This is a genomic window from Pseudomonas sp. S2_A02 (genome assembly GCF_054668495.1).
In genome coordinates this window covers 3207081-3233335 of sequence record NZ_CP162776.1, presented here as the reverse complement: position 1 = coordinate 3233335, position 26255 = coordinate 3207081, and the positions used below count along the sequence as shown (strand labels likewise).

Annotated in this window: 18 protein-coding genes; 15 read left to right on the top strand and 3 right to left on the bottom strand. The window is 60.1% G+C overall.

The genetic code is table 11. The annotated features are described in order from the left end of the window. Positions 1–50 precede the first annotated feature (50 nt). Entirely contained in the window at positions 51–2270 is a 2220-nt protein-coding gene (locus tag AB4O41_RS14750; protein ID WP_460143698.1) for a primosomal protein N', read from the bottom strand. Between the two features lie 170 nt (positions 2271–2440). Between AB4O41_RS14750 and rpmE the strand changes: the two genes are divergently transcribed. The 3 genes from rpmE (at position 2441) to AB4O41_RS14735 (ending at position 4938) form a co-directional block, all read left to right on the top strand. Further along, positions 2441–2671, top strand: a complete 231-nt coding sequence (gene rpmE / locus AB4O41_RS14745) for a 50S ribosomal protein L31 (protein ID WP_007899231.1) — start codon at positions 2441–2443, stop codon at positions 2669–2671. Positions 2672–2685: 14 nt separating this feature from the next. Beyond that, entirely contained in the window at positions 2686–3486 is an 801-nt protein-coding gene (locus AB4O41_RS14740; RefSeq protein WP_460143697.1) for a thermonuclease family protein, read from the top strand. 183 nt (positions 3487–3669) lie between these two features. Continuing rightward, on the top strand, positions 3670–4938 hold the full coding sequence (locus AB4O41_RS14735) for a malic enzyme-like NAD(P)-binding protein (RefSeq protein ID WP_052965064.1): 1269 nt from the start codon (positions 3670–3672) through the stop codon (positions 4936–4938). 245 nt (positions 4939–5183) lie between these two features. Here AB4O41_RS14735 and AB4O41_RS14730 read toward each other — a convergent pair whose 3' ends face one another. Further along, entirely contained in the window at positions 5184–7622 is a 2439-nt protein-coding gene (locus tag AB4O41_RS14730) for a penicillin-binding protein 1A (RefSeq protein WP_460148345.1), read from the bottom strand. Positions 7623–7840: 218 nt separating this feature from the next. Between AB4O41_RS14730 and AB4O41_RS14725 the strand changes: the two genes are divergently transcribed. From AB4O41_RS14725 to hemE, 11 genes are all read left to right on the top strand, one after another. Beyond that, positions 7841–8905, top strand: coding sequence for a pilus assembly protein PilM (locus AB4O41_RS14725; RefSeq protein ID WP_460143696.1), 1065 nt, complete (start codon positions 7841–7843; stop codon positions 8903–8905). Further along, positions 8905–9471 carry a PilN domain-containing protein gene (locus AB4O41_RS14720; protein ID WP_123358784.1) on the top strand — a complete coding sequence of 189 codons (567 nt, stop codon included), beginning with the start codon at positions 8905–8907 and terminating at the stop codon, positions 9469–9471. The genes AB4O41_RS14725 and AB4O41_RS14720 overlap by 1 nt, the downstream gene beginning before the upstream one ends. After that, complete coding sequence (pilO, locus tag AB4O41_RS14715; protein ID WP_460143695.1) at positions 9468–10091, top strand: type 4a pilus biogenesis protein PilO; 624 nt, start codon at positions 9468–9470, stop codon at positions 10089–10091. The genes AB4O41_RS14720 and pilO overlap by 4 nt, the downstream gene beginning before the upstream one ends. After that, positions 10088–10615 (top strand): pilus assembly protein PilP, encoded by a 528-nt coding sequence (locus AB4O41_RS14710; RefSeq protein WP_460143694.1) that lies wholly within the window; start codon positions 10088–10090, stop codon positions 10613–10615. Before pilO ends, AB4O41_RS14710 begins: the two co-directional genes overlap by 4 nt. 13 nt (positions 10616–10628) lie before the next feature. Further along, complete coding sequence (gene pilQ, locus AB4O41_RS14705; protein ID WP_460143693.1) at positions 10629–12704, top strand: type IV pilus secretin PilQ; 2076 nt, start codon at positions 10629–10631, stop codon at positions 12702–12704. A gap of 4 nt (positions 12705–12708) precedes the next feature. After that, positions 12709–13227, top strand: a complete 519-nt coding sequence (gene aroK, locus AB4O41_RS14700) for a shikimate kinase AroK (RefSeq protein WP_052965071.1) — start codon at positions 12709–12711, stop codon at positions 13225–13227. Positions 13228–13377: 150 nt separating this feature from the next. Continuing rightward, positions 13378–14478, top strand: a complete 1101-nt coding sequence (gene aroB / locus AB4O41_RS14695) for a 3-dehydroquinate synthase (RefSeq protein ID WP_460143692.1) — start codon at positions 13378–13380, stop codon at positions 14476–14478. 10 nt (positions 14479–14488) lie between these two features. Continuing rightward, positions 14489–16075, top strand: coding sequence for an AAA family ATPase (locus AB4O41_RS14690; RefSeq protein WP_460143691.1), 1587 nt, complete (start codon positions 14489–14491; stop codon positions 16073–16075). 350 nt (positions 16076–16425) lie between these two features. Continuing rightward, positions 16426–20871, top strand: a complete 4446-nt coding sequence (gene gltB / locus AB4O41_RS14685) for a glutamate synthase large subunit (protein ID WP_460143690.1) — start codon at positions 16426–16428, stop codon at positions 20869–20871. 33 nt (positions 20872–20904) lie between these two features. Then, entirely contained in the window at positions 20905–22323 is a 1419-nt protein-coding gene (locus AB4O41_RS14680) for an FAD-dependent oxidoreductase (protein WP_460143689.1), read from the top strand. 235 nt (positions 22324–22558) lie between these two features. After that, on the top strand, positions 22559–23626 hold the full coding sequence (gene hemE, locus AB4O41_RS14675) for a uroporphyrinogen decarboxylase (RefSeq protein WP_460143688.1): 1068 nt from the start codon (positions 22559–22561) through the stop codon (positions 23624–23626). A gap of 172 nt (positions 23627–23798) precedes the next feature. On the opposite strand, the gene AB4O41_RS14670 is transcribed toward hemE, so the two are convergent. Continuing rightward, a complete protein-coding gene (locus AB4O41_RS14670; RefSeq protein WP_460148344.1) occupies positions 23799–25040 on the bottom strand; it encodes an MFS transporter in 1242 nt (413 codons plus the stop codon). A 150-nt stretch (positions 25041–25190) separates the two neighbouring features. Between AB4O41_RS14670 and AB4O41_RS14665 the strand changes: the two genes are divergently transcribed. Beyond that, positions 25191–26090, top strand: coding sequence for a LysR family transcriptional regulator (locus AB4O41_RS14665; RefSeq protein ID WP_460143687.1), 900 nt, complete (start codon positions 25191–25193; stop codon positions 26088–26090). Positions 26091–26255 lie beyond the last annotated feature (165 nt).

The following is a 26255-nucleotide window of genomic DNA, read 5'->3' as shown; positions in this document are numbered from 1 at the left end:
ACCACAGATCTATTGTGGGAGCGAGCCTGCTCGCGATGGCGATCTCTAAATCAATACAAATCGACGGGATCCACATCCAGCGACCAGCGCACCGCCCGCCCACTCGGCATCTGCTCCAAAACCAGCAACCAACTGCTCAACAATCGATGCAGCGGCGCCCGGGCCGTGGCTTGCAGCAACAACTGTGCACGATAACGCCCGGCCCGGCGCTCCATCGGTGCTGGCACCGGCCCCAGCAACTCAATCCCGCTCAGATTCTGCTCGGCCAGCAGACGCTCGGCCTCGCTGCATGCCTCATCAAGGAAACCTTCGGCCTGTCCCGGTTTATGCGCTTCGGCCCGCAGCAGTGCGAGATGTGCAAACGGTGGCAGACCGGCGGAGCGGCGTTCGCTCAACGCCTGTTCGGCAAAGGCGAAATAGCCCTGCTCGGTCAGTTGTACCAGCAGCGGGTGGTCTGCCAGGTGCGTCTGGATAATCACTTTGCCAGGCTCTTCGGCCCGCCCCGCGCGCCCGGCGACCTGGACGATCAACTGCGCCATACGTTCGCTGGCACGGAAGTCGCCGGAGAACAGTCCGCCGTCGGCATCCAGAATCGACACCAGGGTCACCCGTGGAAAGTGATGCCCTTTGGCAAGCATCTGTGTGCCGACCAGAATGCACGGCTGGCCTTTCTGGATGGTGGCAAACAGTTGATTCATCGCATCCTTGCGCGAGGTGCTGTCGCGATCGACCCGCAATACCGGAACACCGGGAAACAGGATGCCCAGCCGCTCTTCGGCACGCTCGGTACCAGCACCCACAGGGCGCAAATCGACTTTGCCGCATTTCGGGCAATGGCGGGGCACCCGCTCGACCTCGCCGCAATGGTGACAACGCAGTTCGCCTGAGCGCTGGTGCACGGTCATCCGCGCATCGCAACGCTTGCACTCGGACATCCAGCCGCAGTCGTGGCATAGCAGCGTCGGGGCGAATCCTCGACGATTGAGGAACACCAACACCTGCTGGCCGGCGGCCAGGGTCTGACCGATGGCTTGCTGCATCGGTCCGGAAATGCCGCTGTCCAGCGGGCGACTTTTCACGTCCAGGCGCAGGAAACGCGGTTGCTTGGCGCCACCGGCCCGCTCATTCAGGCGTAGGAGGCCGTAACGACCGGTGTAGGCGTTTTGCAGGCTTTCCAGCGAAGGAGTGGCGGATCCGAGGACGATCGGGATGTTTTCCTGCCGGGCGCGGACCAGTGCCAGGTCGCGGGCGTGGTAGCGCAGACCTTCCTGCTGTTTATAAGAGCCGTCGTGCTCTTCATCAATGATGATCAGGCCAGGGTTTTTCATCGGAGTGAACAGTGCCGAACGGGTACCGATAATAATGTCGGCCTCGCCATCCCGTGCCGCCAGCCAGGCTTCCAGGCGTTCGCGGTCATTGACGGCGGAGTGGATCAGCGCGATGCGGGCATTGAAGCGCTGCTCGAAGCGCGCCAGGGTTTGCGGGCCGAGGTTGATCTCCGGGATCAGCACCAGGGCTTGCTTGCCGGCCTCGAGGGTTTCGCGGATCAGCTGCAAATAGACTTCAGTCTTGCCACTGCCAGTGACGCCAGCCAGCAGGAACGCGTGATAACTGTCGAACCCGGCGCGAATCGCCTCGTAAGCGGCGCGCTGCTCTGGGTTAAGCGGCAGTTCCGGTTGCGCCAGCCAGTGTTCGTGGCGCACACCGGGCGCGTGCCTGCGGATGTCTACCTGCACCAGATCCTTGGCCAGCAACAGATCGAGGCTGTCCTTGCTCAACATCAGTTTGCTCAGAAGCTGATGAGCGACGCCGTGGGGATGCTGAGCCAGGGTCGCCAGCGCTTCACGTTGTCGCGGGGCGCGGGCGATGCGCGGGTCGTCAAGGCTCGCCCCGGGCGCGGCGGACCAGAAGCGCTCCTGACGAGCTTCGGCCAGTTCACCCTGTCGCAACAGTACCGGCAGTGCCCAGCTCAACGTGTCGCCGAGGCTGTGCTGGTAATACTGGGAAGTCCATAGGCACAGCTTGAACAGCGCGGGCGGCAGCGGCGGCGTGGCATCGAGCAGCGCCAGGGCCGGTTTGAGCTTTTCTACCGGTACTTCGCTGGTGTCGGTGACCTCCACCAGAATCCCGATCATCTCTCTCCGGCCGAACGGCACCCGCAAGCGCATGCCAGGGTGCAACTGGGCACGCAAGATACCGGCCGGGGCACGATAATCGAACAGGCGGCGCAGAGGCGAAGGCAGGGCGAGGCGCAGAATGGCGTTGGGCACGCGATTGTTTTCTCGATGAGAGGACGATGAAGAAGGCCGGGAGCCTAGCAGACGACTGGTTTAAGCGACAGCTTGCGTGAATGGCATTGTCTGGTAGAATCCGCGGCCTAATTACGTGCGGTATTCAACAATGGTGTTGAGTGGCGGCACGCTAGCCTGAGGAATACATCATGAAAGCCGATATCCATCCAACATACGAAATCACCGCAGTTACCTGCAGCTGTGGCAACAAGTTCGAAACTCGTTCGAACCTGGCCAAGCCTCTGGCGATCGACGTATGCAACGAATGCCACCCGTTCTACACCGGTAAGCAGAAGACTCTGGATACTGGCGGTCGTGTACAGCGCTTCGCAGATCGTTTCGGCGCTTTCGGCAAGAAAGCTCCAGCTGCTGCAGAGTAAGGTTGAAGGGCCCGATGGGCTTTTCCTTGCTGATGAAAAAGGCGTCCCTCGCGGGCGCCTTTTTTGTGCCCGCGATTTGGCTTTCCGCTGCCCAGGCCTTCTGCCCGGCACCGAGCGAGCTGACGTCGGTCGCGGTGCAGCGGGTGGTGGATGGCGACACCTTGCGCCTGCGCGATGGCCGCAGCGTGCGCATGATCGGTTTGAATACGCCGGAGCTGGGCAAACAGGGGCGTTCCGACGAGCCGTTCGCCGTGGTCGCGCGCAAACGCCTTGAAGCTCTGGTGGCCGCCAGCGACGGGCAGGTTGGTTTGCTGCCGGGTAAAGAAAGCAAAGACCATTACGGCCGGACTCTGGCCCATGTCTATGGCATCGATGGTGCCAACCTCGAAGCGCAGATGCTCGCCGAGGGCCTCGGTTTTCAGGTGGCGGTGGCACCGAATGTCGATTTGGTCGCCTGCCAGCAAGCGGCCGAACGCAGTGCTCGTCGGGCCGGTCTTGGGTTGTGGCGACAATCACCTGTACAGAAAGCGGAGCAGATCAGCGCGTCCGGCTTCGCCATGCTCAGTGGTCGTGTGAGCAAGGTTCAGCGCAATCGCGGCGGGGTTTGGATCGAGTTGCAGGATTCGGTTGTATTGCGGGTTGCACCCAATATGCTGGATCAATTCGATGTCGCTTCGCTTGAAAAGCTCAAAGGCAAGCAAATCGAGGCTCGTGGCTGGGTGGTGGACCGTTCGCGCCGCGGTGGGTTGAAACCGGGGCAGGCACGCTGGCTGCTGCCGCTGACCGATCCGGCGATGTTGCAGGCGGCGCCGTAAGAAAAACTTGTAGACATTTTTTCTATTGATTGTGAACAGTCTATCCCTTGTGTTCCGTGGCTCTTGGCCCAAAGTCGTAGGGCCGGGCGCTTGACAGGGGTGACTGGTCAGTCTTGTGAGGACTTTGCGAGGCGAGTATCCTCGGCGGTCCGTCTGTCCAACAGTAAAAAGCGGAATGCCCCTATGTCTGATTTGAAAACTGCCGCTCTCGAATATCACGCCCATCCCCGTCCAGGGAAGCTGAGTGTCGAGCTCACCAAGGCCACCGCTACCGCCCGCGATCTGTCGCTGGCCTACAGCCCCGGCGTAGCCGAACCAGTACGCGAAATCGCCCGCGATCCTGAACTGGCCTACAAATACACCGGCAAGGGCAACCTGGTTGCAGTCATTTCCGATGGCACCGCGATTCTCGGCCTGGGTAACCTCGGCCCATTGGCTTCCAAGCCGGTTATGGAAGGTAAGGGCGTGCTGTTCAAGCGCTTCGCAGGCATCGACGTGTTCGACATCGAAGTCGACTCCGAAAGCCCGCAAGCCTTCATCGACACCGTCAAGCGTATCTCCATTACCTTCGGTGGCATCAACCTGGAAGACATCAAGGCACCTGAGTGCTTTGAGATCGAACGCGCTCTGATCGAGCAGTGCGACATTCCAGTATTCCACGATGACCAGCACGGCACCGCAATCGTTACTGCGGCCGGCATGATCAACGCCCTGGAAATCGCTGGCAAAACCCTGGCTGACGCCAAGATCGTCTGCCTGGGCGCCGGTGCAGCCGCCATCTCCTGCATGAAATTGCTGGTGAGCATGGGCGCAAACATCGAAAACATTTACATGGTTGACCGTACCGGTGTGATCCATTCCGGCCGTGACGACCTGAACCAGTACAAGGCTGTGTTCGCTCACGCGACCGAGAAGCGCACCCTGGCTGACGCGCTGGAAGGCGCTGACGTGTTCGTTGGTCTGTCCGGCCCGAACCTGCTGAGCGCTGAAGGCCTGAAATCCATGGCGGCCAACCCGATCGTGTTCGCGTGCTCGAACCCGGATCCGGAAATCGCCCCGGAACTGGCTCACGCCACCCGTAACGACGTGATCATGGCCACCGGCCGTTCGGACTACCCGAACCAGGTCAACAACGTACTGGGCTTCCCGTTCATCTTCCGTGGTGCCCTGGATGTTCGCGCCAAGCGCATCAACGAAGAAATGAAAGTGGCTGCGGCCAACGCCCTGCGTGAACTGGCCAAGCTGCCAGTGCCTCAGGAAGTGTGCGACGCCTACGGCGGCATCAAGCTGGAATTCGGTCGTGAGTACATCATTCCGAAACCAATGGATGCCCGTCTGATCACCCTGATCTCCGATGCCGTGGCCAAGGCTGCGATCGAGACCGGTGTGGCGACCCTGCCGTATCCGAAGAACTACCCGCTGAAAAGCGTGGATGACGTGTTCAACGGCTAAGCCGTTGTAGCGCTTCAACCAAAAGCCCTGGCTCGCTCTGAGTCGGGGCTTTTTTGTACCTGAGTTTTTTTATTGATCGTTCCCACGCTCTGCGTGGGAATGCCTCAAGGGACGCTCCGCGTTCCAGCTCTAGAAAGGGACGCGGAGCGTCCGGGCTGCATTCCCACGCAGAGCGTGGGAACGATCGGCAGGCCAAAAAAACCCCGCACATCTTTCGAAGGCGGGGCTTTTTGTTGGCGCTGTGATCAGAACAAATCGATCGGCGCCGCCTCATCCGCTGGCAACGGGCTGCCCGGCACATTGCCGTTACCCAGTTCGTTCACCGATGGTGGCGTGTCTTCTGCCTTGAACAGCTCGAAGTAGGCACCTGGCGTGCCTGGAGTAGCCGCACGACCGCTGACCGGGTCGACGCGCAGGCTGAGAATGCCTTCAGGCTCTGGCTGGGTATGGGATGGCCGGCCTTTGAGGGCAGCGCCCATGTAGTTCATCCAGATCGGCAGGGCGACGGTGCCGCCGAACTCGCGTTTGCCCAGGCTTTCCGGTTGGTCGAAGCCAGTCCAGACGGTGGTCACGTAATCGGCGTTGTAGCCGGAGAACCAGGCGTCCTTGGATTCGTTGGTGGTGCCGGTCTTGCCCGCGATGTCGCTGCGACCCAAGGCCAGCGCGCGGCGGCCGGTACCGAGTTTGATCACGTCCTCAAGCATGCTGTTGAGAATGTAGGTGGTGCGCCCATCGACGATACGTTCGGCCACGGCTGGCGCTTGTGGCGCTGGCTGGGTGCTCGGTGCTTCGCCTGGAATGGCGTTGACTGTGAAGGTGTTGGAGGCCGGCACGGCGATGCCATCACTGGCGACGGCGCCTTTTGGAACGCTCGGCGGGTTGGCAACGAACAGCGTGTCGCCGTTGCGGCTTTCAATCTTGTCGATGATGTACGGGGTTATCTTGTAGCCGCCGTTGGCAAAGGTGCTCCAGCCGGTGGCGATTTCCATTGGCGTCAGGGTCGCGGTCCCCAGGGCCAGCGACAGGTTGCGCGGCAGGTCCTGCTTGTTGAAGCCGAATTTGCTGATGTAATCAATGGTGCGGTCGACGCCCAGCGCTTGCAGCAGGCGGATCGATACCAGGTTGCGCGATTTGTAGAGCGCTTCACGCATGCGGATCGGGCCGAGGAAGGTGTTGGTGTCGTTCTTCGGACGCCAGACCTTGTCCAGGTACTCGTCGACGAACACGATCGGCGCATCGTTCACCAGGCTGGCGGCGGTATAGCCATTGTCCAGGGCGGCGCTGTAGACGAATGGCTTGAAGCTTGAACCCGGCTGACGCTTGGCCTGCATGGCGCGGTTGTAGTTGCTCTGCTCGAAGGCGAACCCGCCGACCAGCGAACGAATGGCGCCATTCTGCGGGTCGAGGGAAACCAGTGCGCCCTGGGCCTGCGGAATCTGGCTGAATTTGAGCGAATTGTCTGGCTGACGCTGCACGCGAATCAGATCACCGACCTGCGCGACATCCGACGGCTGCTTCGGATTGGCGCCCATGCTGTTGGTGTTCAGGAAGGGGCGAGCCCACTTCATGGTGTCCCAGGCGACGTGCTCTTCGCCGGTGCGGGTCAGCACCTGCACGCCGTTCTTGTCGACCTGGGTCACGATCGCCGGTTCCAGGCTGCTGATGGTCCGCTGCTTGGTCAGCTCCAGGGTCCAGGCCTCTCGGGTTTTACCCGGCAGACGTGACTCGGGGCCGCGATAACCGTGCCGTTGATCGTAGGTCATCAAGCCTTCGTGAACCGCGGTGTTGGCCATCTCCTGCAAATCGCTCGGCACCGTGGTGGTGACACGAAAACCTTCGGTGTACGCATCGCTGCCATAGCGGCCGACCATTTCGGCACGGGCCATTTCGGCGATGTACGGAGCGTTCACTTCCGGGGTCGGCACATGGTAGCTGGCGTTCAGCGGCTCATTGATCGCGGTGGTGTAGTCGGCTTCGGTGATCTTGCCGAGCTTGTACATGCGCCCAAGGATCCAGTCGCGACGCTCCTTGCTGCGGGCCGGGTTGGCCAGCGGGTTGAAGCGTGACGGGGCTTTTGGCAGGCCGGCGATCATCGCCATCTGCGCCAGGCTGACGTCACGAATCGACTTGCCGTAATAGACCTGCGCCGCCGCCTCGATGCCATAGGCGCGGTTGCCCAGATAGATCTTGTTGACGTATAGCTCGAGGATCTCGTCCTTGGTCAGCTGTCGTTCGATCTGCAGCGCCAGGAGGATTTCGGTGGTTTTACGCGAGAAGCTGCGTTCGCTGGTGAGGAAGAAGTTCTTCGCCACCTGCATGGTGATGGTGCTGCCGCCGGACTGAATGTGTCCGCTTTTTACCAGCTGGGTAGCGGCACGCATCAGGCTGCTGGGATCGACGCCGTAGTGGTTGGCGAAATTGTCGTCTTCAGCACTTAGTAACGCATTAATGAAGTTGGGGGGAATGTCGGCGAAACGGATCGGCGTACGGCGCATTTCGCCAAATTCTGCGATCAACTTGTTGTCGCTGCTGTACACCCGCAAAGGAATCTGCAACTGAATACTTCTCAGCGCCTCCACGGATGGCAATCCGGGGCTAAGGTAAAGAAAAGCGCCGCTCAGACCCAGGAGCAGTCCGCAGAAAACGGCGACGATGGACCAACCGAAAAATTTCAGCAGACGAATCAAGGCTTTTGGATATCCAGGGCAAAGAATGAATTAGGCATCAGGGTTCAGGCTATAAAGAGAATGACCCGCGCTTGCAGTGAAAGCGGAAAAAACGCTCGGCATTATAAGCATTTTTCCGTCGGGGGCGTCATTTGCGCTTCTGTCAAGACGGGGGGTATTGAACGCAATGGATATTACAGAGTCCGTAACTCACGGATAGTCATAGGGAATTGGTAGTGCTAGGACTCTTCAATAAAAAAGCCAATACGCTTTTGGGGATCGACATCAGCTCCACGTCGGTGAAGCTACTGGAGCTAAGTCGCCAGGGCGACCGCTATAGGGTCGAGGCCTATGCGGTCGAACCGCTGCCCGCCAGTGCCGTGGTCGAGAAAAATATCGCCGAGCTCGAAGGTGTGGGGCAGGCTCTTGCGCGTGTGCTGATCAAGGCCAAAACCAGCCACAGGAACGTTGCCGTGGCGGTGGCCGGTTCGGCGGTGATCACCAAGACCATCGAGATGGACGCCGGCCTTTCCGACGACGAGATGGAAAACCAGCTGAAGATCGAGGCCGATCAGTACATTCCTTATCCACTGGATGAAGTGGCGATCGATTTCGAAGTGCAGGGCGTGTCGCCGCGCAACCCCGAACGGGTCAATGTGCTGCTGGCGGCCTGTCGCAAGGAAAACGTCGAGGTCCGCGAAGCGGCCCTGGCTCTGGCCGGGCTGACCGCGCGAGTGGTCGATGTCGAAGCCTATGCCCTGGAGCGATCGTTCGGCCTGCTGGCAACCCAGTTGGCCGCCTCTCAGGAGCGCCTGACCGTGGCGGTGGTCGATATCGGTGCCACCATGACCACCCTGAGCGTGCTGCACAATGGGCGGATCATCTACACCCGTGAACAATTGTTCGGCGGCCGTCAATTGACGGAAGAGATCCAGCGTCGTTATGGCCTGACGGTCGAGCAGGCGGGGCTGGCGAAGAAGCAGGGCGGTTTGCCGGACGATTACGTCAGCGAGGTCTTGCAGCCATTTCGTGACGCGTTGGTGCAGCAGGTGTCGCGTTCTTTGCAGTTTTTCTATGCCTCCGGCCAATACAACTCGGTCGATCACATCCTCTTGGCCGGCGGCACTGCCTCGGTCCCCGGGTTGGAGCGATTGATCGAGCAGCGACTGGGTACGCCGACCCAGGTCGCCAATCCATTCTCCAACATGACCCTGAGCAGCAAGGTCAACGCCGGGGCCCTGGCGAGCGATGCCCCGGCACTGATGATTGCCTGCGGGCTGGCCCTCAGGAGTTTTGACTGATGGCGCGGATCAATCTTCTACCCTGGCGTGAAGAGTTGCGCGAAGGGCGTCGCAAACGCTTTTTACTGGCGTTGGTCGGTGTGCTGGTGGGGTCAGTGGGGGCATTGCTGATCGCGGACCAGGTCATTAACGGCGCCATTGATCGGCAAGTTGCGCGTAACGATTACATCAGCAAGCAGATTGCGGTGGTCGACGAGCGGATCAAGCAGATCAGCGACTTGAAGGCCCGTCGACAGCAACTCGTCGAGCGCATGCGCATTATTCAGGACCTGCAAGGCAACCGGCCGATCAGCGGGAGGATTTTCGATCAATTGGCGCGTACTTTGCCGGAAGGAGTTTATTTCACCGAAGTGAAAATGGTCGGCAAGACGTTGTCTATCACCGGCGCGGCGGAGTCCAACAATCGTGTTTCGGATCTGATGCGCAATCTTGATGCCTCCGACTGGTTCGATGCGCCCAACCTTACGGAAGTCAAAGCGACCACCGCCGGTCAGCTGGATCAGGCCAATGTTTTTCAGTTGACCGTCCGTCAGACTCAGCCCGCAGTTGTGGGGGGCGCTAAATGAAACTGTCCGAATGGTTCGAAGGGTTACGCCAGATCGACATCAACGATCTGGACACCAACAACATGGGTTCCTGGCCACCGGCGATCAAGGTTCTGGCGAGTGTCCTGCTGATGGTTCTGGTGCTGGCCCTGGGCTACAGCTTCTTGATCAGCGATCTGCAAAACCACCTGGAGCTCAGGCGTGAGGAAGAGTTGACGCTCAGGGAGCAATTCGCGACCAAAGCCCATATGGCGGCAAACCTGGAGCTGTATACCCAGCAGATGAAGGAAATGGAGACCTCCTTCGGCATGCTGCTGCGGCAATTGCCCAGCGACACCGAAGTGCCCGGCCTGCTGGAAGACATCACCCGAACCGGCCTGGGCAGTGGCCTGGAGTTCGAAGAGATCAAGCTGCTTCCGGAGGTCACCCAGCAGTTCTACATCGAGCTCCCTATCCAGATCACCGTCACCGGTGCATATCATGACCTGGCCACTTTCGTCAGCGGCGTGGCCGGGCTGCCGCGGATCGTCACTCTGCATGACTTCGACCTGGCGCCGGCCAATCCTGATGGCGGTCCGAAGTTGCGCATGAGCATCCTGGCCAAGACCTATCGCTACAACGACAAGGGGTTGCAAAAATGAACCCGATTCGTTGCTTCTCGATGGTTATGTGCCTTGTCGTCCTGGCCGGTTGTGGCGACGACAATGGTTTCAGCGACCTGGATGCCTACCTGAACGAAGTGCGTCTGCGTGCGCCCGGCAAGATTGAACCAACGCCGACATTCCAGTCTTATCCGACATTCACCTACAGCGCTGCCAACCTGCGTAGCCCGTTCTCCCGGCAGGTCAGAGTCGACCTGGCTGGCCAGAAGCATGGCTCGCGCAACGTCAAACCCGACCCCAACCGGGTCAAGCAGTACCTCGAAGGTTTCAACATCGAGCAATTTGAAATGGTCGGCACGATCTCCAATGCAGCTGGCTCCTTTGCGCTGCTGCGCGGGGCGGGTGGCGTGCATCGGCTGAAAGTCGGCGATTACCTGGGGCGTAACGATGGGCGGATCGTCGCCATCAGCGGTTCGCAAGTCGACGTGGTCGAAATCGTTCCCGATGGCGAAGGTGCCTGGCTGGAACGGCCGCGGACCATCCCTTTGAAAGAGCACTCATAGTGGAACTCGAATAATGAACAGGATTTTCTCAACCTTCGGTATTTCGCTATGGATAGCGTTTCTGTCGCCGATGGTAGTGGCGGCCAACCTCAAAGCGCTGGATGTCGCTGCGTTGCCCGGTGACCGTGTCGAGTTGAAGTTGTCATTCGATGGGCCGCCGCCGCAGCCCAACGGTTACACGACAGAGCAGCCTGCGCGGATTGCGCTGGACCTGCCGGGGGTCACCAGTCAGCTGGCGAACAAGAATCGGGACCTGGGCGGCGGCAATGCCCGCAGCGCCACGGTGGTTGAGGCCAAGGACCGCACACGGCTGATCATCAGCCTGACTCAATTAACCCCGTACAACACCCGCGTCGAAGGCAACAATCTGTTCGTGGTCGTCGGGCAAGGGGCCGGTAGCAAGGCGCCCAAGTCGATCACCAACGCACCGCGCGCAGCCACTGCGACACCAGCGCCCGCCAGGGTCAATGCACCCGTGGGCAAAGCCATCCGGGGCGTGGATTTCCAGCGCGGCACCCAGGGTGAGGGCAATGTGGTCATTGATCTGTCGGATCCGTCGATCGCCCCGGACATCCAGGAACGCGATGGCAAAATCATCGTCGGTTTCACCAAGACCCAACTGCCTGAACGGTTGCGTGTACGCCTCGACGTCAAGGATTTCGCTACGCCGGTGCAGTTCGTCAATGCCAGCGCCACGGGCGACCGGGCCATTATCAGTATCGAGCCCAGTGGCGCCTTCGATTATTCGACCTACCAGACCGACAACAAACTGACCGTCAGCATTCGGCCGATGACTGCCGACGACTTGCACAAGCGCAACACCGAGCGCTTTGCCTACACCGGTGAAAAACTCTCGCTGAATTTTCAAGACATCGATGTGCGCTCGGTGCTGCAACTGATCGCCGATTTCACCAACCTCAATCTGGTGGCCAGCGACACGGTGCAGGGCGGCATCACATTGCGCCTGCAGAATGTGCCGTGGGATCAAGCGCTGGACCTGGTGCTGAAAACCAAAGGTCTGGATAAACGCAAGATCGGTAACGTGCTGCTGGTGGCGCCGGCGGATGAAATTGCTGCCCGAGAGCGTCAGGAGCTGGAATCGCAGAAGCAGATCTCCGAACTGGCGCCTCTGCGTCGCGAGCTGTTACAGGTCAACTACGCCAAGGCCGCCGATATCGCCAAGCTGTTCCAGTCAGTGACCAGCGCCGAAGCGAAAGTCGACGAGCGAGGTTCAATTACTGTCGATGAGCGAACCAACAACATCATTGCCTACCAGACCCAGGATCGCCTCGACGAATTGCGTCGCATCGTTGCGCAACTGGATATTCCGGTGCGTCAGGTGATGATCGAGGCACGCATCGTTGAAGCCAACGTCGATTACGACAAAAGCCTGGGCGTACGCTGGGGTGGTTCGGCGCAGAAGGGTAATTGGAACACATCCGGGGTCAACGGCTCTTCGACCACCATTGGTACTCCGGGAAGCACCAGCACTAACTCGCCGTTCGTCGACCTGGGGGCCTCTGGCAACACCTCGGGGATCGGCATCGCCTTCATTACCGACAATGTGCTGCTGGACCTTGAGCTGTCGGCCATGGAGAAAACCGGCAACGGGGAAATCGTCTCGCAGCCCAAAGTGGTCACGTCCGACAAGGAAACCGCGAAAATCCTCAAGGGCACCGAGATTCCCTATCAGGAAGCCAGTTCCAGCGGCGCCACCTCGGTGTCGTTCAAGGAAGCTTCGCTGTCCCTGGAAGTGACCCCGCAGATCACGCCGGACAACCGCATCATCATGGAGGTCAAGGTCACCAAGGACGAACCGGACTACCTGAACAAAGTGCAGGATGTACCGCCGATCAAGAAAAACGAGGTCAACGCCAAGGTGTTGGTTAACGACGGCGAGACCATCGTCATTGGTGGGGTTTTCTCAAATACTCAGAGCAAGGTTGTAGATAAGGTGCCATTTCTCGGTGATGTGCCGTATCTTGGCCGCCTTTTCCGGCGTGATGTGGTTTCGGAGAAAAAATCCGAGCTGCTGGTATTTCTCACTCCGCGTATCATGAACAATCAGGCGATTGCTGTGAGTCATTGATTCTGTGCGAAATTTGATTCTTGTTGGACCGATGGGGGCTGGAAAAAGCACCATCGGCCGTTTGCTGGCCAAAGAGCTGCGCCTGCCATTCAAAGATTCCGATAAGGAAATTGAATTGCGCACGGGCGCCAATATCCCGTGGATTTTCGATAAGGAAGGCGAGCCGGGCTTTCGTGACCGCGAGCAGGCGATGATTGCCGAGCTGTGTGCATTCGACGGCGTGGTGTTGGCGACCGGTGGTGGCGCCGTGATGCGCGAAGCCAATCGTCGAGCGCTGCACGCCGGTGGTCGGGTGGTCTATCTGCATGCGTCTGTCGAGCAGCAAGTTGGCCGAACAGCTCGCGACCGTAACCGGCCACTGTTGCGCACCGCCGATCCGGCCAAGACCCTGCGGGACTTGCTGGCGATCCGTGATCCGCTGTATCGGGAGATCGCCGACCTGGTGGTTGAAACCGATGAGCGGCCGCCGCGAATGGTGGTACTTGATATTCTCGAGCGCTTGCAGCAGCTACCGCCCCGTTAATGCGCGGCGTGAAATGCGCTATCCTCGGCGTCCTGTCGCAACCGCTCAAGGTTGTGGCGGCTGGCTACCGAACGGCGTCGCACCAGCAGACGCTATGGAATTCGTAAACTGAAGGCAGGATGCCTGATTCAATCTTCACTGTGGGGACACATGCAGACACTCAAGGTCGATCTAGGCGAGCGCAGCTACCCGATTCATATTGGCGAAGGTTTGTTGGATCAGCCTGAGCTGCTGGCGCCGCATATCCGCGGGCGGCAGGTGGCGATCATCTCCAACGAGACCGTCGCGCCGCTCTACCTCGAGCGTCTGACCCGCAGTCTTGCGCAGTTCTCGGTAATTTCCGTGGTGCTGCCCGATGGCGAAGCCTTCAAAACCTGGGAAACCCTGCAACTGATTTTCGACGGTCTGCTGACCGCACGGCACGATCGCCGCACCACGGTAATCGCCCTCGGTGGCGGTGTAATTGGTGACATGGCCGGTTTTGCGGCTGCCTGCTACCAGCGAGGCGTCGATTTCATCCAGATACCGACCACGTTGTTGTCACAAGTCGACTCCTCGGTGGGCGGCAAGACCGGGATCAATCACCCGCTGGGCAAGAACATGGTCGGCGCCTTCTATCAGCCCAATGTGGTGCTGATCGATACCGCCACCCTCAACACCTTGCCGCCCCGCGAACTGTCCGCCGGGCTGGCAGAAGTCATCAAATACGGGCTGATCTGCGACGAGCCATTCCTGACCTGGCTCGAAGAAAACGTCGATCGCCTGCGAGCGCTGGACCAGACAGCCCTGACTTACGCCATCGAACGCTCCTGCGCGGCCAAGGCTGCGGTGGTGGGTGCCGACGAGAAAGAAACCGGTGTGCGTGCCACGTTGAACCTGGGCCACACCTTCGGCCATGCGATCGAAACTCACATGGGCTATGGTGTCTGGTTGCATGGCGAAGCAGTCGCTGCCGGCACCGTAATGGCATTGGAAATGTCTGCGCGCCTGGGCTGGATCAGCGAACAGGAACGTGATCGCGGTATTCGTCTGTTCCAGCGTGCCGGCCTACCGGTCATTCCGCCGGAAGAGATGAGCGAAGCCGATTTTCTCGAACACATGGCAATTGACAAGAAAGTGATCGACGGTCGTTTGCGCCTGGTGCTGCTGCGCCACATGGGCGAAGCAGTGGTGACCGACGATTATCCGAAAGAGGTTTTACAGGCCACGCTGGGGGCGGATTACCGCGTCCTGGCTCAGCTTAAAGGTTAATAAGATCCCGATGACTAGTTTGCATGCCGACGAGGCTTTCCTCGGCCATTACCAGTTAAGTCATGACCCTTTCGCTCCACGGGTGCCTGGCTTCAAATTTTTCCCGGCCCAGCGTAAACCGGTGCTGGGGCAGCTGCATCATTTGGCCCGTTATAGCCAGTTGTTGCTGGTGGTCACTGGCCCTCAAGGCAGCGGAAAAACCCTGTTGCGTCAGGCCCTGGTCGCCAGCACCAACAAACAGTCGGTGCAGAGCGTGGTGGTTTCCGCCCGTGGCGCCGGCGATGCAGCCGGTATGCTGCGTCAGGTGGCTCAGGCGCTGGACGTCGAGCAGGCCGAAATCGGCGCGATCCTGGCCCAAGTGGTACAGCTTGCCCTCACGGGGCAGGAAGTCTATTTGCTGGTGGACGATGCCGAGCAACTCGACGAATCCGCGCTGGAAGCCTTGTTGGCTTTGGCCGCGGGTGCGCCGGAAGGTCGTCCGCACGTGTTCCTGTTCGGGGAGTCCTCGCTGATTGCCCAACTTGAAGCGCTGAACCTGGAGGAAGAGCGCTTCCACGTCATCGAATTGCAGCCTTATACCGAAGAAGAAACCCGCGAATACCTGGACCAGCGTCTTGAAGGCGCTGGCCGGGGTATCGAACTTTTCACCGCAGATCAGATCTCTGATATTCACGAAAGCTCCGACGGTTGGCCTGGCACCATCAACCAGGTCGCCCGCGATGCGATGATCGAAGCAATGATTGCCAGCCGCTCAGCGGTGAAGCGTCCAAGTATGGGGTTCAACATGCCGAAGAAACACGTATTGGCGATTTCCGCCGTGGTCGTGGTCGCGGTAGCCGCCGCCTGGTTGATGCCGGGTCGCAGCAAAGCGCCGACCACCGGCGCGCCTGCCAACGAACAGGCGCAACTGCCGCTGGGCCAAGGCGCGCCACAACCTGACAGTGGTGGCGCTCCATCCGTCGAATTCGCCGGTAACTCGCAGCCGATGCCATTGCCGTTGGTCGGCAACTCGCAGCCGGTGATGCGTGGTCCATTGGCCGAAGCCGCCGGTGGTATCACCGAAGGCGACGACGGCGTGCCGGTCGAAGGCTCCAGCGCTACACCGCCAACCGTGACCACGACTGCGCCGCCTGCCGGCATCCAGCCGGGCCCGGCGCCAACGCCTGCCGCCAAACCGGTTCCAGCGCCGACTCAGGTCGCTACAGCCAAGCCCGCACCTGCACCTGTTGCCAAACCGGCTCCAGCGCCCGCCAAGCCGGTCGCCGCCGCCAAACCTGCCGAGAAGCCTGTTGCCGTGGCTAAAGCCGCCGGTGGCAGCTGGTACGCAGGCCAGGCGCCGGGTAACTACGTGGTGCAAATCCTTGGCACCAGCTCCGAATCGGCCGCGCAGAGCTTCGTCAAGGAGCAGGGCGGCGAGTACCGTTATTTCAAGAAAGTACTCAACGGCAAGCCGCTTTATGTCATCACCTACGGTAGCTTCGCCAACCGCGATGCAGCCGTTACCGCCATCAAGGCCTTGCCAGCAAAGGTTCAGGCTGGTAAACCTTGGCCTCGCACTGTCGCCAGCGTCCAACAGGAACTGGCAACAACTCGCTGAAGATTCGGCGGCCTTACCCAGGCCGCCTCTCCAAGCACCTCAAAATTTCTGCAAGCGCATGCCGCCCCTCCAGGCCGCGTGCCTTGTGGTGTCTGCGTCACAGTGGTCTTTGAGTCGTTGCGGTCAAAATTAAAAAAGTTTTGACTAGCACAGCATATCGCTTTAAACCTTTCACAAATGCGACATAGATTTGCGACATTTCGTCGTCAAATTTGTGAGCCTCGGTGTCGGTGTGTACAATGACCTCCCTTTTGCCCCCGCAAAGCTGGCGTGCGTTCGGCGTGGATGGTAACCGGTTGAATTGAAAAGAAATTTGCCTCGACAAGAGGCAGCCTGGTGAGAAAGTGTCTATGAAAGCAGGTCTGTACCAACCAGATGAATTCAAGGATAACTGCGGTTTCGGCCTGATAGCCCATATGCAGGGCGAGCCCAGTCATACCCTTTTGCAAACGGCCATTGAGGCCCTGACCTGCATGACCCACCGCGGTGGGATCAACGCCGACGGCAAGACCGGTGACGGTTGCGGTCTGCTGATTCAAAAGCCGGATGTATTCCTGCGTGCGATTGCCCAGGAAACCTTCGGCGTCGAACTGCCCAAGCAATATGCCGTGGGCATGGTCTTCTTCAACCAGGACCCGGTCAAAGCTGAAGCCGCTCGCGAGAACATGAACCGCGAGATCCTGGCCGAAGGCCTGACCCTGGTCGGCTGGCGCAAAGTGCCGATCGACACCAGCGTCCTCGGCCGCCTGGCCCTCGAGCGCCTGCCGCAGATCGAACAAGTGTTCATCGGTGGTGAAGGCCTGAGCGATCAGGACATGGCGATCAAACTGTTCAGCGCCCGTCGTCGTTCGTCCGTGACCAACGCCGCCGACGTCGATCACTACATCTGCAGCTTTTCCCACAAGACCATCATTTACAAAGGCCTGATGATGCCGGCGGACCTGACCGCCTTCTATCCAGACCTGAGCGACCAGCGCCTGCAAACCGCAATCTGCGTGTTCCACCAGCGCTTCTCCACCAACACCCTGCCGAAATGGCCGCTGGCTCAGCCATTCCGCTTCCTCGCCCACAACGGCGAGATCAACACCATCACCGGCAACCGCAACTGGGCTCAGGCCCGTCGCACCAAGTTCACCAACGATCTGATGGATCTGGAAGAACTCGGCCCGCTGGTGAACCGCGTGGGTTCCGACTCCTCCAGCATGGACAACATGCTCGAGCTGATGGTCACCGGTGGCATCGACCTGTTCCGTGGCGTGCGGATGATCATTCCGCCTGCGTGGCAGAACGTCGAAACCATGGACCCGGATCTGCGTGCTTTCTACGAATACAACTCGATGCACATGGAACCGTGGGACGGCCCGGCCGGCGTAGTAATGACCGACGGTCGTTACGCGGTGTGCCTGCTCGACCGTAACGGTCTGCGTCCGGCGCGTTGGGTTACCACCAAGAACGGCTTCATTACCCTGGCCTCGGAAATCGGTGTCTGGAACTACCAGCCTGAAGACGTGATCGCCAAGGGCCGCGTTGGTCCGGGCCAGATCTTTGCCGTGGACACCGAAACCGGTCAGATCCTCGACACCGACGCCATCGACAACCGCTTGAAGTCCCGTCATCCGTACAAGCAATGGCTGCGCAAGAATGCCCTGCGCATCCAGGCGACCATGGAGGACAACGACCACGGTTCGGCGTTCTACGACGTCGACCAGCTCAAGCAGTACATGAAGATGTATCAGGTCACGTTCGAAGAGCGCGATCAGGTGCTGCGTCCGCTCGGCGAGCAAGGCTACGAAGCCGTCGGCTCGATGGGCGACGATACGCCGATGGCTGTGCTGTCCCAGCGTGTGCGCACGCCGTACGACTATTTCCGCCAGCAGTTCGCGCAGGTGACCAACCCGCCGATCGACCCGCTGCGCGAAGCCATCGTCATGTCGCTGGAAGTCTGCCTCGGCGCCGAACGCAACATCTTCCAGGAGTCGCCGGAACACGCCTCGCGCGTGATCCTCAGCTCGCCGGTCGTTTCCCCGGCCAAGTGGCGTTCGCTGATGAACCTCGATCGCCCAGGCTTCGAGCGTCAGATCATCGACCTCAACTACGACGAGAGCGTCGGCCTCGAAGCGGCGGTGCGCAATGTTGCCGATCAGGCTGAAGAAGCCGTGCGTTCCGGTCGCACCCAGATTGTGCTGAGTGACCGTCATATCGCCCCGGGCAAGTTGCCGATCCACGCTTCGCTCGCCACCGGCGCGGTACACCATCGCCTGACCGAAAAAGGCCTGCGTTGCGACTCCAACATCCTGGTAGAAACCGCTACTGCTCGCGACCCGCATCACTTTGCGGTGCTGATCGGTTTCGGCGCCTCGGCGGTCTATCCGTTCCTGGCTTACGAAGTGCTGGGCGACCTGATCCGCACCGGTGAAGTACTGGGCGACCTCTACGAGGTGTTCAAGAACTACCGCAAAGGCATCACCAAAGGGCTGCTCAAGATCCTCTCGAAGATGGGTATCTCGACCATCACGTCGTATCGTGGTGCACAGTTGTTCGAAGCCATCGGCCTGTCCGAAGAAGTCTGCGAACTGAGCTTCCGTGGCGTGCCAAGCCGCATCAAGGGGGCGCGTTTCGTCGATATCGAAGCTGAGCAGAAAGCCCTGGCGGCCGAAGCCTGGAGCCCGCGCAAGCCAATCCAGCAAGGCGGCCTGTTGAAGTTCGTCCACGGTGGCGAATATCACGCCTACAACCCGGACGTGGTCAGCACCCTGCAAGCGGCTGTGCAGCAGGGCGACTACAGCAAGTTCAAGGAATACACGGCGCTGGTGGACAACCGTCCGGTGTCGATGATCCGCGACTTGTTCAAAGTCAAAACCCTGGACACGCCGCTGGACATCAGCGAAATCGAACCGCTGGAATCGGTGCTCAAGCGCTTCGACTCCGCGGGCATCTCCCTCGGCGCCTTGTCGCCGGAAGCTCACGAAGCCCTGGCCGAAGCCATGAACCGCCTCGGTGCGCGTTCCAACTCCGGCGAAGGCGGCGAAGACCCGGCGCGCTACGGCACCATCAAGAGCTCGAAAATCAAGCAGGTCGCCACTGGCCGTTTTGGTGTGACCCCGGAATACCTGGTCAACGCTGAAGTGCTGCAGATCAAAGTCGCTCAGGGCGCCAAGCCGGGCGAAGGTGGTCAGTTGCCGGGCGGCAAGGTCAACGGTCTGATCGCCAAGCTGCGTTACGCAGTGCCGGGCGTGACCCTGATTTCGCCTCCGCCGCACCACGACATTTATTCGATCGAAGACTTGTCGCAGCTGATTTTCGACCTGAAACAAGTCAACCCGAAGGCTCTGGTCTCGGTGAAGCTGGTTGCAGAAGCCGGCGTCGGCACCATCGCTGCCGGTGTGGCCAAGGCCTACGCGGACTTGATCACCATTTCCGGCTACGACGGCGGTACCGGTGCATCGCCGCTGACCTCGATCAAATACGCGGGCGCTCCGTGGGAACTCGGCCTGGCCGAAACCCACCAGACCCTGCGTGGTAACGACCTGCGCGGCAAAGTCCGGGTACAGACAGACGGCGGCCTGAAAACCGGCCTCGACGTGATCAAGGCTGCAATCCTCGGCGCTGAAAGCTTCGGCTTCGGCACCGCGCCAATGATCGCGCTGGGCTGCAAATACCTGCGCATCTGCCACCTGAACAACTGCGCCACCGGCGTCGCGACCCAGAACGAGAAGCTGCGCAAGGATCACTACATCGGTACCGTCGACATGGTGGTGAATTTCTTCACCTATGTCGCCGAAGAAACCCGTGAGTGGCTGGCCAAGCTGGGCGTGCGCTCCCTCGAAGAGCTGATCGGTCGCACCGATCTGCTGGAAATCCTCGAAGGCCAGACCGCCAAGCAAAACCACCTGGACCTGACCCCGTTGCTGGGCAGCGATCACATCCCGGCAGACAAGCCTCAGTTCTGCCAGGTCGACCGCAATCCGCCGTTCGACAAAGGCCTGCTGGCCGAGAAAATGGTCGACCTGGCCACTTCGGCCATCAACGACATGAGCGGCGCCGATTTCGCCCTGGATATCTGCAACTGCGACCGTTCCATCGGCGCGCGGATTTCCGGTGAAATTGCTCGCAAGCATGGCAACCAGGGCATGGCCAACGCGCCGATCACCTTCCGCTTCAAAGGCACTGCCGGTCAGAGCTTTGGTGTGTGGAACGCCGGCGGCCTGAACATGTACCTGGAAGGCGATGCCAACGACTACGTCGGCAAAGGCATGACCGGCGGCAAACTGGTCATCGTTCCGCCGAAGGGCAGCCTCTACAAGACTCAGGACAGCGCCATTATCGGCAACACCTGCCTGTATGGCGCCACCGGGGGCAAGCTGTTCGCTGCCGGTACCGCGGGCGAGCGTTTCGCTGTGCGTAACTCCGGTGCTCACACCGTGGTGGAAGGCACGGGCGATCACTGCTGCGAATACATGACCGGTGGTTTTGTCTGCGTGTTGGGCAAGACCGGTTACAACTTCGGCTCAGGCATGACCGGCGGTTTCGCCTACGTGCTCGACCAGGACAACACCTTCGTTGACCGGGTCAATCACGAACTGGTGGAAATCCAGCGGATCAGCGGTGAGGCGATGGAAGCCTATCGCAGCCACCTGCAACGCGTGCTGAACGAATACGTCGAGGAGACCGACAGCGAGTGGGGTCGTAACCTCGCTGAAAACCTCGATGACTATTTGCGTCGTTTCTGGCTGGTCAAGCCCAAGGCTGCCAACCTGAAATCGTTGCTTTCCAGCACCCGTGCCAACCCGCAGTGATATGCGCCTGAAGAGTTTGATGAGGTTTTAACAATGGCTGAACGTCTGAATAACGACTTCCAGTTCATCGATGTCGGGCGCAAAGATCCGAAGAAGAAACTGTTGCGTCAACGCAAGAAAGAGTTCGTGGAGATCTACGAACCCTTCAAACCCCAGCAGTCGGCCGACCAGGCCTACCGTTGCCTGGGTTGCGGTAACCCGTATTGCGAATGGAAGTGCCCGGTGCACAACTTCATTCCGAACTGGCTCAAGCTGGTGGCCGAGGGCAACATCCTCCAGGCCGCCGAGCTGTCGCACCAGACCAACACCCTGCCGGAAGTCTGCGGCCGGGTTTGTCCCCAGGATCGTCTGTGCGAAGGTGCTTGCACCCTTAACGACGGTTTTGGTGCGGTGACCATCGGTTCGGTCGAGAAGTACATCACCGACACCGCGTTCGCCATGGGCTGGCGCCCGGACATGTCCAAGGTCAAACCGACCGGCAAGCGTGTCGCGGTAATCGGCGCGGGCCCTGCCGGCCTGGGCTGTGCCGACGTGCTGGTACGTGGCGGCGTGACCCCGGTGGTGTTCGACAAGAACCCGGAAATCGGCGGTCTGCTGACCTTCGGCATACCCGAGTTCAAGCTGGAAAAGACCGTGCTGAGCAATCGCCGCGAAGTCTTCACCGGCATGGGGATCGAGTTCCGCCTGAACACCGAAATCGGCAAGGACGTGACCATCGAGCAACTGCTCGAAGAATACGATGCCGTGTTCATGGGCATGGGCACCTACACCTACATGAAGGGCGGCTTTGCCGGTGAAGACCTGCCGGGCGTGTATGACGCGCTCGACTTCCTGATCGCCAACGTCAACCGCAACCTGGGCTTTGAAAAGTCGCCGGAAGATTTCGTCGACATGAAAGGCAAGAAGGTCGTGGTGCTGGGCGGTGGCGACACGGCGATGGACTGCAACCGTACTTCGATCCGTCAGGGCGCCAAGTCGGTGACCTGTGCGTATCGTCGTGACGAAGCGAACATGCCCGGCTCGCGCAAAGAGGTGAAGAACGCCAAGGAAGAAGGCGTGAAATTCCTCTACAACCGCCAGCCGATCGCTATCGTCGGTGAAGACCGTGTTGAAGGCGTGAAGGTGGTCGAGACCCGTCTCGGCGAGCCAGACGCCCGTGGCCGCCGCAGCCCCGAACCGATCCCGGGCTCCGAAGAGATTATCCCGGCCGACGCCGTGGTCATCGCGTTCGGTTTCCGTCCAAGCCCGGCGTCGTGGTTCGAGCAGTTCAGCATCCAGACCGACAGCCAGGGCCGCGTCGTGGCTCCGGAACAAGGTCAGTACAAGCACCAGACCAGCAACCCGAAAATCTTCGCCGGTGGCGACATGGTGCGCGGTTCCGACCTGGTGGTAACGGCGATCTTCGAAGGCCGCAATGCTGCTGAAGGGATCCTGGATTACCTGGGCGTCTAAACCCCCGCACTGATCGTTCCCACGCTCTGCGTGGGAATGCCCCCATGGACGCTCTGCGTCCGCTCTTAAAGTCGTGACGCAGAGCGTCACAGGATGCATTCCCACGCAGAGCGTGGGAACGATCTGGCGAGTGAAACCGCGACAAATTGACCCGATAGACAAAAGGATCAGCTCTTGCCGTGCCTTTTGCGTCGCGCTCTGAGAAAATGCCCGCACTTTTTTTCCGGATGCCGACATGACTGCCCTGAAGAACGACCGTTTCCTTCGCGCCCTGCTCAAGCAACCCGTAGACGTCACCCCCGTGTGGATGATGCGTCAGGCCGGTCGCTACCTGCCTGAATACCGCGCCAGCCGTGCCAAGGCCGGCGACTTCATGAGCCTGTGCATGAACCCGGCGTTCGCTTGCGAAGTCACGATGCAGCCGCTCGACCGCTATCCACAACTGGACGCGGCGATCCTTTTCTCCGACATCCTGACCATTCCCGATGCCATGGGCCAAGGCCTGTACTTCGAAACCGGTGAAGGTCCGCGCTTCAAGAAAGTCATCAGCACCCTGGCCGACATCGAAGCCCTGCCGATTCCTGATCCGCACAAAGACCTCGGCTACGTCATGGACGCGGTCAGCACCATCCGCCGCGAACTGAACGGCCGCGTACCGCTGATCGGCTTCGCCGGCAGCCCATGGACCCTGGCCACCTACATGGTCGAAGGCGGCTCGTCGAAAGACTACCGCAAGACCAAAACCATGCTCTACGACAACCCGCAAGCCTTGCACCTGTTGCTGGACAAGCTCGCGCAGACCGTCACCAGCTACCTCAACGGCCAGATCATGGCCGGCGCGCAAGCTGTGCAGATCTTCGACAGCTGGGGCGGCAGCCTCTCGGCGGCGGCGTACCAGGAATTTTCCCTGGCCTACATGAAGAAAATCGTCAGCGGCCTGATCCGCGAACACGAAGGCCGCAAGGTTCCGGTCATCCTGTTCACCAAGAACGGCGGCCTGTGGCTGGAAAGCATCGCTGACGCTGGCGCTGATGCTCTAGGCCTGGACTGGACTTGCGACATTGGCGAAGCCCGTCAGCGTGTCGGCAGCAAAGTCGCCCTGCAAGGCAACATGGACCCGACCGTGCTTTACGCCAAGCCAGAAGCCATTCGCACCGAAGTCGGTCGCATTCTCGCCAGCTACGGCAAAGGCAGCGGCCACGTGTTCAACCTCGGCCATGGCATCACGCCGGAAGTCGACCCGGAGCACGCTGGTGCGTTCCTGCGCGCGGTGCATGAACTGTCGGCGCAGTATCACGAGTGATCGTGACCCAATAAAAAACGCCCGGCTTATGCCGGGCGTTTTTGTATGAGACATCAGGTAGTACTCGGTCAATGTGGGAGCGGGCTTGCTCGCGAAAGCGGTCTGTCAGTCAACATCTCTGTTGAATGTGACGGCCTCTTCGCGAGCAAGCCCGCTCCCACAAGGTTTTGCATCAGGCCTTCACATCGCCCAACGGCGGCAACTTCGCCAGCTTCAACGCCACCATCAGCGCAATCACCAACAACCCGCCAATAAACAACCCGATCCCGTTCCAGCCGCCCAAGTGCCAGGCCACACCGCCTGCCGTACCCGCGATACTCGACCCGGCGTAATAGCTGAACAGGTACAGCGACGACGCTTGTCCTCTGGCCTTGATCGCACGGCGGCCAATCCAGCTACTGGCCACCGAATGCGCCCCGAAGAAGCCAAAGGTAAAGATCAGCATGCCGAGAATCACTAGCGGTAACGGTGTGAACATGGTCAGGGCGATGCCCGCGAGCATGACCACGATGGTCGCCCAGAGCACTTTGCGCCGGCCGAGCTGGTCGGCCAGGGCGCCGATTTTCGCCGAGCTGTAGATGCCCGACAGGTACACCACCGAGAGCAGCCCGACGAAGGCCTGGTCCATATGGTACGGCTCGGCCAGCAAGCGATAACCGATGTAGTTGAACAGCGTGACGAACGCGCCCATCAGCACGAACGCTTCGACAAACAACAGCGGCAGACCGGCATCGCGAAAGTGCATGGTGAAGCCGTCCAGCAAGCTGCGCGGATGCAGCGAGCGGGCGCGGAAGTTGCGCGATTCCGGGAGGATTTTCCAGAACACCGCTGCGGCAATCAGCGCCAGGCCACCGATGACCAGCATCGCCGTGTGCCAGCTGACGAAGTCGATCAATACCCCGACAATCAACCGTCCACACATGCCGCCGATAGCGTTGCCGCCGATGTATAACCCCATGGCCAGGCCAAGGTGCTGCGGATGGATTTCTTCGCTCAAGTAAGTCATCGCGACCGCCGCCAGACCGCTCAACGACAGCCCCACCAGCGCCCGCATCACCAGCACGCCTTGCCAACTCGGGATCATCGCGCTGGCCATGGTGCAGAGTGCGGCGGCGAATAGCGCGGCGACCATCACCGGTTTACGCCCGATGCGATCAGAGATGGGGCCGGTGATCAGCAAACCGATGGCGAGCATGCCGGTGGCCACCGACAGGATCAGGCTGCTCTGGGCCGCGTTGATGGAAAACTCGCGGGACAGCAGCGGCATCATTGGCTGAACGCAATACAGCAGGGCAAAGGTCGCGAAACCGCCCGAGAACAGCGCCAGCACCGTGCGCATAAACATCGGCGTGCCTTTCTCGATATAGATCTCGCTTAGCTCGGCGACGACATCGTCCCGCGCGGCGGGCGGAATTTCATGGGCGAGTGGGGCGACAGCAGTTTTCACTTGGACCTCGGAGGGTGCAGCCGGTCAGGCAATGAAAAAATCATATAGCTGGCTAATATTTCTATCCAATATATTGTTCGACCTGTTTGATAGGTTCTACGACCTAATGGAGTTTTCATGGAATTGCGCCACCTGCGCTACTTCATCGCCGTCGCCGAAGAACTGCACTTCGGCCGCGCTGCACAAGTGCTGGGCATCTCGCAACCGCCGCTGAGCCAGCAAATTCAGGCGCTGGAGCAGGAGGTCGGTGCACGGCTTTTCGAGCGTACCAATCGTCGGGTCGAACTCAGTGAGGCCGGTCGGCTGTTCCTGGAAGAGGCGCGGTTGGTGCTGACTCAGGTCGACAAAGCGGCGGACGTTGCACGGCGGGCACAACTTGGTGAATTGGGTGAGCTGAAGATCGGATTCACCTCGTCGGCGCCGTTCAACTCGACCATTCCCCAGGCAATTTTCTCGTTTCGCCAGCGCTTTCCGGCGGTGCATTTGCATCTGCGGGAAATGAGCAGCACCCAAGTGGCCGATGCGCTGGTGGATGAGTCGATCGAAGTCGGCATCATGCGACCGCTGGGGTTGCCAGACTCACTCAGCGTGGTGGAACTGATGCGCGAGCCATTGGTGGCGGTGCTCAGTTCCAAGCATCCGTTGGTGAGCGGCAGCGAAGAGGGCTTGTTCCTGTCAGCCCTGGCCCTCGAACCGTTCGTATTTTTCCCGCGCAGCTATGGCAGTGGTCTGTACGCACAGCTGCTCAGCCTGGCGCGGGATGCCGGTTTCAGCCCGCACTTCGCCCAGGAGGCTGGCGAGGCGATGACGATTATCGGTTTGGTGGCGGCGGGGCTTGGGGTGTCGGTGTTGCCGGCGTCTTATCAGCGGATGCGTATTGATGGCGTGGTCTATCGGCCTTTGCTCGATCCGGAAGCGGTGTCGGCGGTGTGGCTGGTACAGCGCAAGGATCAGAAGTCGCCGATGGCGAAGGCATTTGTGGAGTTGTTGACGCGTAAGGTTGAGTCCATCGCATAAGGGGATTGTGATGATGCTATCAAATCAAAAAACCCCCGTTTGGGTGGGGTGTGTCCGCGAGCGAAAGGGTCTTGTAAGACTCTGAGGATCCTGGGCAACCAGCTATCGCAGAGCCGAATGTGAAAGGGCGCCGAAAGGCGCCCTTTGTTGTTTCGGACGACTGCC

Bases quoted from the DNA above. Each gene is read 5' to 3' on its own strand.
- pilQ (WP_460143693.1), top strand. From the start codon at position 10,629: ATGAACAGGATTTTCTCAACCTTCGGTATTTCGCTATGGATAGCGTTT.
- AB4O41_RS14740 (WP_460143697.1), top strand. From the start codon at position 2,686: ATGGGCTTTTCCTTGCTGATGAAAAAGGCGTCCCTCGCGGGCGCCTTT.
- hemE (WP_460143688.1), top strand. From the start codon at position 22,559: ATGACTGCCCTGAAGAACGACCGTTTCCTTCGCGCCCTGCTCAAGCAA.
- pilO (WP_460143695.1), top strand. From the start codon at position 9,468: ATGAAACTGTCCGAATGGTTCGAAGGGTTACGCCAGATCGACATCAAC.
- rpmE (WP_007899231.1), top strand. From the start codon at position 2,441: ATGAAAGCCGATATCCATCCAACATACGAAATCACCGCAGTTACCTGC.
- gltB (WP_460143690.1), top strand. From the start codon at position 16,426: ATGAAAGCAGGTCTGTACCAACCAGATGAATTCAAGGATAACTGCGGT.
- aroB (WP_460143692.1), top strand. From the start codon at position 13,378: ATGCAGACACTCAAGGTCGATCTAGGCGAGCGCAGCTACCCGATTCAT.
- AB4O41_RS14720 (WP_123358784.1), top strand. From the start codon at position 8,905: ATGGCGCGGATCAATCTTCTACCCTGGCGTGAAGAGTTGCGCGAAGGG.
- AB4O41_RS14710 (WP_460143694.1), top strand. From the start codon at position 10,088: ATGAACCCGATTCGTTGCTTCTCGATGGTTATGTGCCTTGTCGTCCTG.
- AB4O41_RS14665 (WP_460143687.1), top strand. From the start codon at position 25,191: ATGGAATTGCGCCACCTGCGCTACTTCATCGCCGTCGCCGAAGAACTG.
- AB4O41_RS14680 (WP_460143689.1), top strand. From the start codon at position 20,905: ATGGCTGAACGTCTGAATAACGACTTCCAGTTCATCGATGTCGGGCGC.
- AB4O41_RS14690 (WP_460143691.1), top strand. From the start codon at position 14,489: ATGACTAGTTTGCATGCCGACGAGGCTTTCCTCGGCCATTACCAGTTA.
- AB4O41_RS14735 (WP_052965064.1), top strand. From the start codon at position 3,670: ATGTCTGATTTGAAAACTGCCGCTCTCGAATATCACGCCCATCCCCGT.